The organism is Agrococcus sp. Marseille-P2731, assembly GCF_900117395.1.
Taxonomy (GTDB): domain Bacteria; phylum Actinomycetota; class Actinomycetes; order Actinomycetales; family Microbacteriaceae; genus Agrococcus.
On the sequence record NZ_FPEG01000001.1, the window covers coordinates 34,942 to 49,984 of the forward strand.

11 protein-coding genes and 1 riboswitch are annotated in these 15,043 nt (G+C 71.8%); of the genes, 7 read left to right on the forward strand and 4 right to left on the reverse strand.

Annotated elements, in window-relative coordinates; translation table 11 throughout:
- Window positions 1-19: 19 nt before the first annotated feature.
- Window positions 20-556, forward strand: a complete 537-nt coding sequence (locus BQ6202_RS00205) for a gamma carbonic anhydrase family protein (protein ID WP_072312678.1) — start codon at window positions 20-22, stop codon at window positions 554-556.
- Between the two features lie 116 nt (window positions 557-672).
- Complete coding sequence (locus BQ6202_RS00210) at window positions 673-1,167, forward strand: SRPBCC domain-containing protein (RefSeq protein ID WP_083586765.1); 495 nt, start codon at window positions 673-675, stop codon at window positions 1,165-1,167.
- Between the two features lie 141 nt (window positions 1,168-1,308).
- Here BQ6202_RS00210 and BQ6202_RS00215 read toward each other — a convergent pair whose 3' ends face one another.
- The 3 genes from BQ6202_RS00215 to BQ6202_RS00225 form a co-directional block, all read right to left on the reverse strand.
- Window positions 1,309-2,196, reverse strand: coding sequence for a bifunctional methylenetetrahydrofolate dehydrogenase/methenyltetrahydrofolate cyclohydrolase (locus BQ6202_RS00215; protein WP_072312679.1), 888 nt, complete (start codon window positions 2,194-2,196; stop codon window positions 1,309-1,311).
- On the reverse strand, window positions 2,193-3,542 hold the full coding sequence (gene glyA / locus BQ6202_RS00220; RefSeq protein ID WP_083586953.1) for a serine hydroxymethyltransferase: 1,350 nt from the start codon (window positions 3,540-3,542) through the stop codon (window positions 2,193-2,195). Before glyA ends, BQ6202_RS00215 begins: the two co-directional genes overlap by 4 nt.
- A 50-nt stretch (window positions 3,543-3,592) precedes the next feature.
- Window positions 3,593-3,671: riboswitch (ZMP/ZTP riboswitch) on the reverse strand.
- 180 nt (window positions 3,672-3,851) lie between these two features.
- On the reverse strand, window positions 3,852-7,367 hold the full coding sequence (locus BQ6202_RS00225; RefSeq protein WP_072313138.1) for a proline dehydrogenase family protein: 3,516 nt from the start codon (window positions 7,365-7,367) through the stop codon (window positions 3,852-3,854).
- Window positions 7,368-7,506: 139 nt separating this feature from the next.
- On the opposite strand from BQ6202_RS00225, the gene BQ6202_RS00230 reads away from it, so the two are divergent.
- Entirely contained in the window at window positions 7,507-8,445 is a 939-nt protein-coding gene (locus BQ6202_RS00230) for a LysR substrate-binding domain-containing protein (RefSeq protein ID WP_072312681.1), read from the forward strand.
- Window positions 8,446-8,474: 29 nt separating this feature from the next.
- Window positions 8,475-9,656 (forward strand): AI-2E family transporter, encoded by a 1,182-nt coding sequence (locus tag BQ6202_RS00235; RefSeq protein ID WP_072312682.1) that lies wholly within the window; start codon window positions 8,475-8,477, stop codon window positions 9,654-9,656.
- A 6-nt stretch (window positions 9,657-9,662) separates the two neighbouring features.
- On the opposite strand, the gene BQ6202_RS00240 is transcribed toward BQ6202_RS00235, so the two are convergent.
- On the reverse strand, window positions 9,663-10,886 hold the full coding sequence (locus BQ6202_RS00240) for an MFS transporter (RefSeq protein ID WP_072312683.1): 1,224 nt from the start codon (window positions 10,884-10,886) through the stop codon (window positions 9,663-9,665).
- A gap of 48 nt (window positions 10,887-10,934) precedes the next feature.
- Here BQ6202_RS00240 and BQ6202_RS00245 point away from each other — a divergent pair, with 48 nt between their 5' ends.
- The 3 genes from BQ6202_RS00245 to BQ6202_RS00255 all read left to right on the forward strand — a co-directional run bounded on the left by BQ6202_RS00245 (window position 10,935) and on the right by BQ6202_RS00255 (window position 15,019).
- Window positions 10,935-11,228 carry a DivIVA domain-containing protein gene (locus BQ6202_RS00245; protein ID WP_072312684.1) on the forward strand — a complete coding sequence of 98 codons (294 nt, stop codon included), beginning with the start codon at window positions 10,935-10,937 and terminating at the stop codon, window positions 11,226-11,228.
- Between the two features lie 10 nt (window positions 11,229-11,238).
- Entirely contained in the window at window positions 11,239-12,087 is an 849-nt protein-coding gene (gene purU / locus BQ6202_RS00250; protein WP_072312685.1) for a formyltetrahydrofolate deformylase, read from the forward strand.
- 211 nt (window positions 12,088-12,298) lie between these two features.
- Window positions 12,299-15,019, forward strand: coding sequence for an ExeM/NucH family extracellular endonuclease (locus tag BQ6202_RS00255; RefSeq protein WP_072312686.1), 2,721 nt, complete (start codon window positions 12,299-12,301; stop codon window positions 15,017-15,019).
- The last annotated feature ends 24 nt before the right edge of the window (window positions 15,020-15,043 follow it).

Here is a 15,043-nt window from a genome sequence, read left to right on the forward strand (position 1 = left end):
CCCGGCGTACGCTGACCCCATGACCGTCCACGAGCGAGCCACGATCATCCCGCTGCCCGACCGGGTGCCGCACCTGCCCAAGTCGGCGCTCGTGATGCCGGGCGTCGTGATCGCCGGGGCCGTCTCGCTCGGCGAGCGCGTCGGGATCTGGCCGGGCGCCTCGCTGCGCGCCGAGGAGGAGGCCGTCGTGATCGGCGACGACTCCAACGTGCAGGACTCCTGCTCGCTGCACGTCGACCACGGCTCGCCGCTGACGATCGGTGCGCGCGTCTCGATCGGCCACAACGCCGTCGTGCACGGCTGCACCGTCGAGGACGACGTGCTCATCGGCATGCACGCGACCGTCATGAACGGTGCCGTCATCGGCTCGGGCTCGATCATCGCCGCCGGAGCGCTCGTCACCGAGGGCACCGTCATCCCCGAGCGCTCGCTCGTCGCCGGCGTGCCCGGCAAGGTGCGGCGAGAGACGACCGACGACGAGGTGCTCGCGATCGCCCGCAACGCCGAGACCTACGCGAAGCGCATCCGCCTCTACGTCGACGCGATCGGGCGCTGAGGCAGCAGCGGGAGGCGCTGAGGGCGCCAGCTCGCGGCGCAGCGCCGGCCGGTGACGCCACCCTGGCGGTGCACGGGTGCGGATGCGTAGGCTCGGCTGCACCGGGAGGAGACCGCATGGGCATCGAACGGACGGGCAGCGTGACCGAGCACGGGCAGATGTGCGAGCTGACCCTGGAGCGGCAAGTGACGGCCGACGCGATCGCGGTGTGGCCGTTCCTGTCGGAGTCGCGGGAGCTGGGTCTCTGGTTCGCCACCTACGTCGGCGACCCCGACTCGGGCGAGGTCGTGCTGGCGATGACCGCCGAGGAGGGCGACGCGACGAGCGCCGTCGAGATCATCGACTGCACGGCCCCCGAGCACCTGGTCGTGCAGACGACGGATGAGGCCGGCAGCTGGAGCCTCGAGGTCGAGCTGGTGGATGGCGGGCGCGAGCCCGGCTCCGGCACGCTGATCCGCTTCACGCAGCACGAGCTGCCGCTGACGATGCTGCCCGACGTCGCCGCGGGCTGGGAGTGGTACCTCGACCGCCTCGTCGCCGCGATCGGAGGCCAGCCCATGCCGGAGTGGGACGACTACTACCCGGCGCTCCGCGACGCCTACACGGCCTGACCCGGCGCTTCGACACGGTGAGCGCCTTCGGCGCGCACCGGCTCAGCGGGCTACTGCTCCCTGAGCCGCTCTGCGCCCGAACGGCTCCCAGCCGTCCCCTGAGCCGCTCCGCGCCCGAAGGGCGCAGAGCGTGTCGAAGGGTCAGCGCGAGCGCACCGACTTCTCTGCCATCTGCACGACGTTGTCGAGCAGCATGACGCGCGTCATCGGGCCCACGCCGCCGGGCACGGGCGAGACCCAGCCAGCGACCTCGCGCACACCGGGGTCGACGTCGCCCAGCAGCTTCACCTTGCCCGTCTCGGCCGAGAGGCCGCGCGTGATGCCGACGTCGAGCACCGCGGCACCGGGCTTCACCCAGTCGGCCGTGATGAGCCCCGGCACGCCCACAGCTGCCACCACGATGTCGGCCTCGCGCACCTGCGCGGCCAGATCGGGCGTGCGGGAGTGGCAGAGCGTCACGGTCGCGTCGATGCCCTTGCGGGTCAGGAGCAGCCCGAGCGGACGGCCGACCGTCAGCCCGCGGCCGACCACCGCGACGGTGGCGCCGGCGATCGCGATGTCGTGGCGGCGCAGCATCTGCACGATGCCCGCCGGGGTGCACGGCAGCGGCGAGTCGATGGGGCCGTCGACGCCCAGCACGAGCCGGCCGAGGTTGGTCGGGTGCAGGCCATCGGCATCCTTGTCGGGGTCCATCAGCTCGAGCATCGCGTGCTCGTCGTGCCCGGGCGGCAGCGGCAGCTGGATGATGTAGCCGGTCACCTCTCGCGCCGAGTTGAGGTCCTCGATCGCCGTCCGCACGTCGGCGCTCGACGCGTTCGCCGGCAGGTCCACGCGGATCGACTCGATGCCCACCTCGGCGCAGTCGCGGTGCTTGCCCTTCACATAGGACTGGCTCGCCGGGTCCTCGCCCACCAGCAGCGTGCCGAGGCCCGGGTGCACGCCCTTGGCGCCGAGCGCATCCACTCGCTCCTTGAGCTCGAGCTTGATGGCCGCCGCGGTCGCGTTGCCGTCGAGCAGGCGCGCCGTCATCGGGCGGAGCCGCTGCCGTCGACCGACGAGCCGAGCTCGTGCACCGCCTCGGGCTGCCCCGAGGGGCCGAAGCCCGCGTAGAGCGGGAAGGCGTCGGCGAGCTTCGCGACGCGGGCGCGCAGCGGCTCGAGGTCGGCCTCGGCTGCATCGGCGCCGAGCTGCAGCGCGAGCGCGATCACGTCGGCGACCTCGGTGAACTCGGTGTCGCCGAAGCCGCGGGTGGCAAGCGCCGGCGTGCCGATGCGGAGGCCCGACGTGACCATCGGAGGCCGCGGGTCGTTGGGCACGGCGTTGCGGTTCACGGTGATGCGGATCTCGTGCAGGAGATCCTCGGCCTGCTTGCCGTCGATCGCGGCGTCGCGCAGGTCGACGAGCACCAGGTGCACGTCGGTGCCGTTCGAGCGCACGGTGATGCCCGCATCCGCCACATCCTGCTGCATGAGGCGGTCGGCGAGGATGTGCGCGCCGCGCAGGGTGCGCTCCTGGCGCTCCTTGAACTCGGCGGAGGCCGCGAGCTTGAAGGCGGTCGCCTTCGCCGCGATCGCGTGCATGAGCGGGCCGCCCTGCTGGCCGGGGAAGACGCCGGAGTTGATCTTCTTCGCGATGTCGGCGTCGTTCGTCAGGATGAAGCCCGAACGGGGGCCGCCGATGGTCTTGTGCACCGTGGACGAGACGACGTGCGCGTGCGGCACCGGGCTCGGGTGCACGCCGGCGGCGACGAGGCCCGCGAAGTGGGCCATGTCGACCCACAGCAGCGCGCCGACCTCGTCGGCGATGGCGCGGAAGGCCGCGAAGTCGAGCTGGCGCGGGTAGGCCGACCAGCCGGCGACGATCACCTTCGGCTTGTGCTCGATGGCGAGGCGGCGCACCTCCTCCATGTCGACGCGGCTCGTCTCGGCGTCGACGCCGTAGGCGACGATGTCGTAGAGCCGGCCGGAGAAGTTGATCTTCATGCCGTGCGTGAGGTGGCCGCCGTGGTCGAGCGAGAGGCCGAGCACCGTGTCGCCCGGGCGCGCGATCGCGTGCAGGACGGCGGCGTTGGCGGTGGCGCCCGAGTGGGGCTGCACGTTGGCGAACTCGGCGCCGAAGAGCGACTTGGCGCGGTCGATCGCGAGCTGCTCGGCGACGTCGACGTACTCGCAGCCGCCGTAGTAGCGGCGGCCCGGGTAGCCCTCTGCGTACTTGTTGGTCAGCACGCTGCCGGCGGACTCGAGCACCGCGACCGGCACGAAGTTCTCGCTCGCGATCATCTCGAGGAAGTCGCGCTGGCGGTTCAGCTCCTGCTGCAGGACCTCGGCGATCTCGGGATCGACCTCGGCGAGGGGCGAGTTGAACGTGCTGGGCATGCGGTCGGTCACGGGTGCTCCTTCGCTGATGCGCTCGCGCGCGTCGCTGGCGGTGTCGCCCAGGCGCGCGGCTCGAGATCGGCCGCTCCCCGGTGGTGCTCCACCTGTGCGCCAGTCACGGCCTCCCACCATGATATCTCGCGACCGCTCCCCCCGCGCCTCCGCACAGGGACCCCTTCTGCCATCGGGGACCCCGTGCGCCGGGTCCCTCGTGGCGGAAGGGGTCCCCACGAACGAGGACCCCTTCTGCCATCGGGGACCCGGTGCACCGGGTCCGCGATGGCGGAAGGGGTCCTTCGCTGGCGTGCGCTAGATCAGCGCGTCGGTCAGGTGGTTCGGCGTGCCGAAGCGGTGCGCCGTGATGGCGATCGCCTGCTCGCGCAGGAACGGCAGCATCTCGACCCGGCCGGCCTCGACGAGTGCGTGCGACACGATGGCGAGGTCGGGGCGCCCGTCGACCGCCTCGGCGAGCGCGCGCACGCCTTCGGCGACGGCGTCCTCTGCCGCGAGATAGCGGATGCGCCCCTGGCCCAGGCCCGCAGCAGCGCGCCGGAAGGCGGCGTCGTCCTGCACCTCGACCGGCACGTTCGCCGCGGCGAGCGCAGCCCGCACCGCGGGTGCCGGCTCGATCGCCGTCGAGACGCGCACCGAGGCTCCGGCGCGCAGCGCTGCGACCACCGATCGCGCGAGCTGCACGATGCGGCCGCCCTCCGCGAGGCGGATGGTGACGCCCGGCATCGGCAGGTGCCGCAGGATGTCGCGCTCGGCCAGCAGCTGCTGCTCGTCGCGCGCCACGCCCAGGTCGGTCGCCCACACCTGCTGGTCGGAGCCGGCCGACCGCCACAGCGCCGCGGCCTCGGCGACCGTCACCGACGCATCCGCCGACCTCGCCAGCGACTCGATGGCGTCGACGACCGTCTGCACCGACAGCAGCTCGATCGGCGCGAGCTGCGCAGCCTCGGCGCTCACCCACTCGACGAGCGGCATGAGGTAGCTCGGGCCGCCGGCCTTCGTGGTCGGGCCGACGACCGAGCGCTTCCAGCCGCCGAAGGGCTGGCGCTGCACGATCGCGCCGGTGATGCCGCGGTTGACGTAGAGGTTGCCGGCCTCGATGGTGTCGAGCCACCGGCCGATCTCTGCCGGGTTGAGCGAGTGGATGCCGGAGGTGAGGCCGTAGTCGACCTCGTTGACGATCGCGATCGCCTCCTCCAGCGTCTCGACGCGCATGATGCCGAGGATCGGCCCGAAGTACTCCGTCAGGTGGTACTCGCTGCCGCGCTGCACGCCTGCGCGCAGGCCCGGCGTCCACAGCTTGCCCTCGTCGTCGAGCTGCTTCGGCTCGACGATCCACGACTCGCCCTCGCCGAGCGTCGTCAGGCCGTCGAGCAGCTTGCCCTCGGCGGGCGCGACGATCGGGCCCATCTGGCTCGTGGCCTCCCACGGGTAGCCGACCTCGAGCGAGCGCACGCCGTCGACGATCTGGTTGTGCAGGCGCTTCGAGCGGCCGGCCTGGCCGACGAGGATCACCAGCGAGGCCGCCGAGCACTTCTGGCCGGCGTGGCCGAAGGCGCTCGAGACGATGTCCTTCGCCGCGAGGTCGAAGTCGGCGGAGGGGGTGACGATGATGGCGTTCTTGCCGCTCGTCTCGGCCAGCAGGCTGAGGTCGGGGCGGATGCGTCGGAAGGCCTGCGCGGTCTCGAAGCCGCCGGTGAGGATCACGCGGTCGACGCGCTCGTCTCCGATGAGCTGGTCGCCGAGCGAGCGCTCGCCGAGCTGCACGAGCTGCAGCACGTCCTTCGGCACACCGGCGGCCCAGAGCGCCTCGACCATCGTGGCTCCGGTGCGCGCGGTGGCGCGGGCGGGCTTGATGATGACGGATGCGCCGCTCGCGAGGGCTGCGAGGGTCGAGCCCGCGGGGATGGCGATCGGGAAGTTCCACGGCGGCGTGACGACGATCAGCCGCGAGGGCACCGCGGTGGCGCCGTCGACGCGGTCGAGGTCGCGCGCGCGCTCGGCGTAGTAGTGCGCGAAGTCGATCGCCTCGGAGACCTCGGGGTCGGACTGGTCGAGCGTCTTGCCCGCCTCGCTCGCGGCGACCTCCATGAGCTCTGCGCGGCGCACCTCGAGCTCGTGACCGACGCGGTGCAGGATCTCGGCGCGCTCGGCGCCCGAGAGCGAGCGCCACGCGTCGTTGGCGGCGATGCCGGTCTCGATCACGGCGTCGAGCGCTGCGGCGTCGTGCAGGGTCGCGGCAGCGACGGCGTCTGCGCCCAGGCTCGAGCCCTGCGCGCGCTCGCGGATGCCTGCTGCCCAGGCCTGGTTGGCGGGCAGCGAGGGGTCGGTGTCGGGCGCGTTGTGGAACGCGTCGGTCGCTGCCGGCTCCGGCGCCTGCGTGCGGTCCTGCACGCGGTGCGTGCCGGGCGCCTGCGCGGCGAGCGCGTCGAGCGACGCGAGGAAGCGGTCGCGCTCGCGGTCGAAGAGGCCGCGGTCGTTCGCGAGCTCGAAGACGGCCGACATGAAGTTCTCGCGGCTCGCACCCTCCTCGAGGCGGCGGATCAGGTAGGCGATCGCCACGTCGAACTCGGCCGGGTGCACGACCGGGGTGTAGAGCAGCAGGCCGCCGACGTCGCGGCGCACGACCTCTGCCTGGCCCTGCGCCATGCCGAGCAGCATCTCGAACTCGAGCCCCGCGGTGATGCCGCGCTGCTTCGCGAGCAGCCACGCGAAGGCGACGTCGAAGAGGTTGTGGCCGGCGACGCCGAGCTCGACGTTGCCGATGCGCTCAGGCGTCAGCGACCAGGCGAGCACTCGCTTGTAGTGCGTGTCGCTGTCCTGCTTCGTGTGCCAGGTCGCGAGCGGCCAGTCGTGGATCGAGGCCTCGACGCGCTCCATCGGCAGGTTCGCGCCCTTGACGAGGCGCACCTTGACGCCTGCCCCGCCCTGCGCGCGGCGCTCGGCGGCCCACACCTGCAGGCGCTGCATCGCGGGCAGCGCGTCGGGCAGGTAGGCCTGCAGCACGATGCCGCCGCGGTACTGCTCGAGGCCCGGCGTCTCCAGGATCCGCGTGAAGACCGCCATGGTCATCTCGAGGTCCTTGTACTCCTCCATGTCGAGGTTGATGAAGGTCTTCGTCTCGGCTGCGCGGCGATAGAGCGGCAGCAGCCGCTCGATCACGTGCTCGACGGCGGCGTCGAAGCCGAACGCCTGGTGCGGCGCGGTCGTGGCAGAGACCTTGATCGAGACGTAGTCGACGTCGTCGCGCTCGATGAGCGCCATGGTGCCCTCGAGGCGGCGCTTCGCCTCGCGGTCGCCGAGCACGGCCTCGCCGAGCAGGTTGACGTTCAGACGGGCGCCGGTGGCGCGGATGCGCTTGATCGCGGCACCGAGGCGGGCGTCGGTCGCGTCGATGATGAGGTGGCCGACCATCTCGCGCAGCACGCGGCGCGCGATCGGGACGACGACCTGCGGGGCGAGGGGCGCGACGCCGCCGCCGAGCTTGAGCGCCTGGCGCATCGGCCAGGGGAGGAACGAGGGCGCATCCCCGGCGATCTCGCGCAGCGTGCGCGCAGCGACGTGGACGTCCTCGGGGCGCACGACGCCGTCGACGAAGGCGACCGCGAAGTCAAGGCCCTTCGGGTCGCGCAGCACGCCGGCGAGCTGCTCGGCGCTCGAGTCGGAGGGGATCTGCTCCGCCTGCTCGAGCCAGGTGCGCACCTGCTCGACGATCTGCGGCGCGAGCGCCTGGAGCTCTGCGAGCTCGGCCGCGTCCACGGTCGTCTCGGTGCCGGTGATCTCGGCGTGCTTCGGGGTGGCGGCTGCGCCCATGCTGCTGCCCTTTCCTGCGGTGATGGAGGTGCGCACGACGGTGCGCGCAGCGCCAGTCTGCACCCATCCACCATTCAGGTACAGTGACGGTTGGCGACGAGTATCCGTCGCTTTTCGCGATGCTTCTCGAAGGGCGCGCATGCTCGACATCCGACGGCTCAGACTGCTGCGCGAGCTGCGCCTGCGTGGCACGATCGCAGCGGTCGCCACAGCGCTCGCCTACGCGCCGAGCGCCGTCTCCCAGCAGCTCTCGGCGCTCGAGCGAGAGGTCGGCGTGCCCCTCACGCGCAAGCAGGGGCGGCGGCTCGCACTCACTCCGCAGGGTGAGCTGCTCGCCCAGCACGCCGAGGGCATCCTCGCCCAGCTCGAGACGGCCGAGCGCGCCGTCGCGGTGTCGCTCGGTCGCCCGATCGGCACCGTGCGCATCGCCGTCTTCCAGTCGGCGGCGCTGTCGCTCGTGCCCGGCATGCTGCGGATCCTCGCGGAGACCGCTCCGGAGGTGCGCATCGAGATGGTGCAGCGCGAGCCCGAGACCGCCCTCTACGACACGCACGTGGGCGACTTCGACCTCGTCGTCGCCGAGCAGTACCCGGGGCACGCGGCCCCGCAGCACCTCGGGCTCGACCGCGAGGTGCTCATGACGGATGCGCTGCGACTGGCGGTGCCACCCGGCAGCCGCATCGGCTCGCTCGCCGACGCATCCGCCCACCCCTGGGTCATGGAGCCGCAGGGCGCCGCATCGCGGCACTTCGGCGAGCAGCAGTGCCGCATCGCCGGCTTCGAGCCCGACGTGCGCTTCGCGACCGCCGATCTGCAAGCGCAGATGCGGCTGATCGAGACCGGGCACGCCGTCGGGATCATGAACGACCTCACCTGGGTCGGCACGCCCGTGCGGTTCCGCGCGCTGCCGCTGCCGGGGGCGCCCCGGCGCGAGGTCTTCACGGCCGCCCGGTCGGCCTCGAGCGGCTCGCCCGCGATCACCGCCGTGCGCGAGGCGCTGCGCGGCGCGGTGCCAGCGGATGCCGCGGCCGACGAGCGAGCGCCCACGGCGCCGTCGCTCCCAGCCGCCGATCGGTAGGTTTGGGCGCACGCTTCGGAGGGGGAACCATGGGCCTGTTCACACGCACGCAGCCGACACCCGTCGCTCAGCGGCCCGTCCGGCCACCGTGGTCGCTGTGGGCCGACTCGTTCGGCCGACTCGCGACGCGGGCCCTCCAGATCATCCTGGTGCTGCTGGTCGTCGCCGGGCTCGTCTACGCCATGACGCAGCTCACGCTCGTCATCATCCCGGTGATCCTCGCGCTCATCCTCGCCTCGGCCTTCGCTCCCCTGATGCGCTGGATGCGCCGCAAGGGCGTGCCGTCGGTGCTCGCGACGGTGATCTCGCTGCTCGCCATCGTCGTGGTGCTCGGCGGCGTGGTCTGGCTCATCGTCAACGCGGTGCGCGACCAGTTCGGCGAGCTCGCGGAGCAGGCGCAGGAAGGATTCGACCGGGTGCTCGAGTGGGTGGCCACCCTGCCGTTCGCCCCCACCGACGAGCAGATCACCGAGGCGCGCGACGCTGTGATCGACTTCGTCACGAGCGCCCAGTTCGGCTCCGGCGCGCTCGCGGGCGTCAGCGCCGCCGCGAGCTTCCTCACCGGGCTCGTGCTGATGATCGTCGTGCTGTTCTTCTTCCTGAAGGACGGCCCGCGCATCTGGGAGTTCCTGCTGCGGCCCTTCGAGGGCGAGTCCTACGCCCGCGCCGAGCGCATCGGCGACCGCACCGTCGACACGCTGGGCGGATACGTTCGCGGCACGGCCACCGTCGCGCTCGTCGACGCCGTCGGCATCGGCGTGGTGCTGTGGATCCTCCAGATCCCGCTCGCCCTGCCGCTCGCGGTCCTCGTCTTCCTGCTCGCCTTCATCCCGCTCGTGGGCGCCACCCTCGCTGGCATCCTCGCCACGCTCGTGGCGCTCGTGTCGACCGGCGAGGTCGTGACCGCCCTGATCGTGCTGGGCGCCGTCATCGTCGTCAACCAGCTCGAGGGCAACTTCCTGCAGCCGGTCGTGATGGGTCGCTCGCTCAAGCTGCACGCGCTCGTCATCCTCATCGCCCTGACCATCGGCACCGTCCTCGGTGGCGTTGTCGGCGCCGTGCTCTCGGTGCCCGTCGCCGCGGTCGCGTGGGGCATCGTGCAGGTGTGGGACGGCGAGGACACCCCCGCGCGGATGTTCCGGCAGAAGCGGCCGGAGGTCGTGGAGACGGGTGCGGCTGCGCGCGCGTCGCAGCGGCGCCACCGCCGCTGAACCGCGTCAGCGGGCCGTGAGGTCGCGGCGGTGCAGCGCCGCGTCGACCGCGACGAGCACGAGGGCGACGACGAGCCCGGCGCACAGCGCCCAGGGCAGGAACGCGACGCCGATCGAGTCGAGCACGAGCGCGCCCAGCAGCGCGCCGGCACCGATGCCGACGTTGAAGCCCGTCGTGTACCAGGCGGTGGCCTGCTGCAGCAGCCGCTCGGGCGTCGCCTGCAGCTGCCTCGTCTGCAGCAGCGCCGGCAGGGCGCCGAGCGCGAAGGCCCACACCAGCACCGCGGCGATCGTGAGCAGCGCGAGCTGCGAGAGGCCCAGCAGCACCATCGCCACGATGCCGGCGAGCATCATCGCGAGCGTCGACGCGGTGGGGCGCTTGCCGAGCCAGAGCGCGATCGCGAGCACCGCGACGATGCCGACGACGCCGTAGCCGAGCAGCGCGCCCGAGAGCCACGACTCGGGCACCCCCGCGTGCTGCACGAGGAAGGGCGAGATGTAGGTGTACAGCGCGTAGTGGCCGAGCATCACGAGCGTGGTCGAGATGATCGCGAGCGCCACGCCGCGCAGGCTCTTCCCCGGCTCGGGGCTCGGCAGCGCGATGGATCCCGTGGAGGTGGTCGCCTGGTCCCGCAGGTGATCGACGGGCGGCAGCATCCGCCAGACGGCCACGGCGACCACGATGCAGACGGCACCGAAGAGCGCGAACGACCAGCGCCATCCGATCACCTGCCCGAGCAGGGTGGCCAGCGGCAGGCCGAGCACGTAGGCGAAGGAGCCGCCCGCTGAGGTGAGCGCGACGGCGCGCGCGAGCTGGTGGGGCGGCACGAGGTAGGCGGCGTACGCGCCCACGACCGTCCAGAAGACACCGTGTGCGAGGCCGCCGAGCACGCGGAAGGCGATCATCCACTCGTAGGTCGGCGCCAGCGCCGAGCCGAAGCAGCTGACGGCGAAGACCGCGAGCACGGTGAGCACGAGCAGGTGCCTGGGCACGCGGCGCGTGAGGCGGATGAGCGTGGTCGACGAGGCGACGACCGTGAACGCGAAGATCGTCACCAGCAGGCCGATGGCGCTCTCGCTCACGGCGAGCTCGCGGCTCATCGGCAGCAGCAGCCCCATGGGCAGCATCTCGACGGAGATGTTGGTGAAGATCGCCAGCGCGAGCACGAGCAGCGGCGCCATCGGGAAGGACCGGGCGGCGGATGCGTGGGGTGCGGTGGGGGCTGACATGGTGCGGCGCAAGCCTAGTGCTGGCGCCGCCCGCCCTAGGATCGGCGCATGCTGACACCGCAGGAGATCGTGACGAAGCACTTCTCGATGACGCGGTTCGCGCCGGGCTATGAGGCCGACGAGGTGGACGACTACCTGGATCGCATCGTGCTGACGCTCCGCGGATACCTCGAGGGCGACGGTGCAGCGATCGAGCTCCTCTCCGACGACGTCGCCGCCGCGCGATTCGCGACCACGCGGTTCCGCGAGGGCTATGCGGCCGGGGAGGTCGACGCCTTCCTCGACGAGGTGCGCGCGACGCTCCGCTCGCACGAGCAGTCGGCCGGGCTCGCCCCCTCCTAGACTCGACCGGGTGAGCAACCACTGGATCCTGTCGTTCGTCTGCGAGGACCGGCCGGGCATCGTGCACGCCATCTCCGGTGCGATCGTCGCCAGCGGCGGCAACATCACCGAGTCGCAGCAGTTCTCCTCTGCCGACACCGACCGCTTCTTCATGCGGCTGCAGGTCGAGGCCGACGCCGAGCGCACCGACTTCGAGTCGCGGCTCGCACCGATCGTCGAGCGCTACGGCATGCAGTGGCAGCTCGACGACGTCGGCCGGCCACTCAAGACGCTCGTATTGGTGTCGAAGGCTGCGCACTGCCTCAACGACATGCTCTTCCGGCAGCGCGCGGGGCAGCTCTCCGTCGACATCCCGCTCGTCATGTCGAACCACGCGGAGCTCGGTTCGCTCGCCTCCTTCTACGACGTGCCCTTCGAGCACTCGCCAGTCGTCGACGCTGGATCGAAGGCCGCGTTCGAGCGCCGGATCCTCGAGGTCGTCGAGGCGGAGGGCATCGAGCTCGTCGTGCTCGCCCGATACATGCAGATCCTCTCCCCCGAGCTGTGCGACGCGCTCGCCGGGCGACTGATCAACATCCACCACTCCTTCCTGCCGGGCTTCAAGGGCGCCAACCCCTATCGGCAGGCGCACGCGCGCGGCGTCAAGCTCATCGGCGCGACGGCCCACTTCGTGACGAGCGACCTCGATGAGGGCCCGATCATCGAGCAGAACGTCGTGCGCGTCGATCACGCGCACTCCCCCGCCCAGCTGATCGCGATCGGGCAGGACGAGGAGTCGCGCACGCTGTCGCGCGCGGTGCAGTGGTTCGCCGAGGATCGCGTGCTGCTCGACGGGCAGCGCACCATCATCTTCCGCTGACCTCCGCTTCGGCACGGTGTGCGCATCCGGCGCGCACCGGCTCAGCGACCCACGTTCCCTGAGCCGCTCCGCGCCGGCAGGGCGCTGAGCGCGTCGAAGGGTCGCGACCCTTGCGCCGTTCGTCACCCGATGTTCAACTGAGGCCCCGGGCGCGCCGTGGGTGGCCTTCACTACCGTCGGCAGTGTCCCTGCACCTCAACGGAGTGGAACCATGCGCGCACGCACCATGCTCGGCACCGCCACCATCGCGTCCCTCGCCCTCGCCGGCCTGGTCGCGACGCCGGCGATGGCGGCTGACCATCCGGTCATCGACGAGTCCTCGGCGAACATCGACCTCAGCTGCGAGTCGCAGGCGATGGCGATCGGCGCCGTGCAGGGCAGCGGCGAGGCGACCCCGCTCGCCGGCCAGACCGTGGTCGTGCGCGGCACGGTCGTGGGCGACTGGCAGGTCGGAGGCTTCAACGGCTTCACCGTGCAGGACGCCGGCGACGGCGACGCCGCGACGAGCGACGGCATCTTCGTCTACGCACCCGGTGCAGCGGAGGTCGCCGAGGGCGACGCGGTGACCGTCAGCGGCGTCGCGGGCGAGCACTTCGGCATGACGCAGCTCTCGAGCGCCACCGTGCTCGCCTGCGGCGAGGGCGCGATGCCGGCCGCGACCGAGCTCGAGCTGCCGATCGACGACCACGAGCGCTACGAGAGCATGCTCGTCACGCTGCCGCAGGATCTCGCGATCCTCGAGTACTTCAACTACGGCCGCTACGGCGAGGTCGTCGTCGGCACGGAGCGCCAGATGCAGCCCACCGCCGTCGCGGCGCCGGGGTCCCCCGAGGCGGCAGCGATCCGAGAGGCCAACGCGATGAACCGCCTCACCATCGACGACAGCCGCACGGCGCAGAACGCCGACCCGGCCATCCACCCCGGCAACCTCGAGGAGTTCACGCTCGAGAACACCTTCCGCGGAGGCGACCTCATCACCGGCATCACCGGTGTGCTCGACTACCGCTTCGACCTCTGGCGTCTGCAGCCGACCGAGGCGGGCACCTTCACGTCGGTCAACAGCCGCGGACCGGCACCCGAGATCGCCGGCGCGACGCTCGAGGTGACCTCGTTCAACGTGCTCAACTACTTCACGACGCTCGGCAGCCGCGGCGCGCAGACCGCTGAAGAGCTCGCGCGCCAGGAGGCGAAGATCGTCGCCGCCCTCACCGAGCTCGACTCCGCCATCATCGGTGTGAACGAGATCGAGAACAACGACGGCGAGGCGCTGGATGCGCTGGTCGCCGCGCTCAACGAGGCCGCCGGTCCGAACGACGACGGCTCGGCTCGTTGGGCGGGCATCGACACCGGCACCGTCGGCACGGACGAGATCACGACCGCACTGCTCTACCAGCCCGCCCTCGTCACCCCCGAGGGCGAGCACGCCGTGCTCGACGAGACCGTCGACGCGCGCTTCGACACCTCGGCCAACCGCCCCGCGATCGCGCAGTCGTTCGTCGACACCGCGACCGACCGCGTCATCACCGTCGCCGTCAACCACCTGAAGTCCAAGGGCTCGGCGTGCGAGGGCGACACCGGCACGCCCGAGCAGGGCAACTGCAACGAGGTGCGCACGGATGCCGCGGCCGCGCTCGCCGACTGGATGGCGAGCGAGCCCACCGGTGTGGAGGCTGACGGCTCGCTCATCATCGGCGACCTGAACTCCTACGACCACGAGGATCCGATCACCACGCTCGAGGCCGCAGGCTGGAGCGACCTGCTCGAGCAGTTCCAGGGCGAGGAGGCCTACACCTACGTCTTCGACGGTCTGCTCGGCTACCTCGACTACGGTCTGGCCGATCAGGCGCTGCAGCCGCACGTCGTGGGCGCCGCCGCATGGCACGCGAACGCGGACGAGCCGAGCATCATCGACTATGCGATGGCCTTCAAGGCCGACGCGCAGGATGCGCTCTTCGCACCCGACCCCTACCGGTCGAGCGACCACGATGCCGTCGTGATCGGGCTCGCGCTCGAGGCCGCCCCGCCGACCGAGACGGTGGTCGAGACCTACGCCGGCGCGAACCGCTTCGAGACGAACGCCGAGACCTCGCGCGCCACCTTCGCGGCTGGCACCGACGTGCTGCTGGCCTCCGGCGAGCTGTTCCCGGATGCGCTGGCCGCAGGCCCCGCGGCGGCGAGCGTCGACGCGAGCCTCCTGCTGACGCGCGCCTCGGTGCTGCCCACCGCGACGGCCGAGGAGCTCGAGCGCCTGCAGCCCTCGACCGTCACGATCGTCGGCGGCGCCCCCTCGATCTCGCCCGCCGTCGTCGCGCAGGTGCTCGACATCGTGCCCGGCGCGACCGTCGAGCGCATCGCGGGTGCCAACCGCTACCAGACGGCGGCCGAGCTGGCCGAGCGCTACTTCGGCGACGCCACCACCGCGTTCGTCGCCAGTGGCCAGGTGTTCGCCGACGCCGTCTCTGCCAGCGGCACGGCTGCAGCGCTGGGCGACATCCCCGTGCTGCTCACGCCGCGCGATCGATCCGACGAGGCGACGCTCGAGGCGTTCGAGTCACTGGGCATCGAGTCGGCGACCGTGCTGGGCGGACAGCCCTCGGTCTCGGACACCGCGTTGCGCGCCTACCGCGCGACGGGGGCGACGGTCACCCGCATCGCCGGCTCCGACCGCTACGCGACCAACGCCATGCTGATCGACGCCTACATCACGCCGGGCGACGAGCAGGCGATCGCCGTCGCATCGGGGCAGAACTTCCCCGATGCGCTCTCGGCCTCCATGGTCGCCGGTGCGCACAGCGCCCCGGTGGTGCTCGCGGTGCGCAGCTGCGTGCTGCTCTCGGTGGAGGAGCAGATCGCGAAGCTCGCCCCGACGGCTGTCTACAACGTCGGCGGCCTTCCCTCGCTGCACCCGGAGGCCTGGCGCACGAGCTGCTGATCGGATCCTGATCGGCCGCAGGGG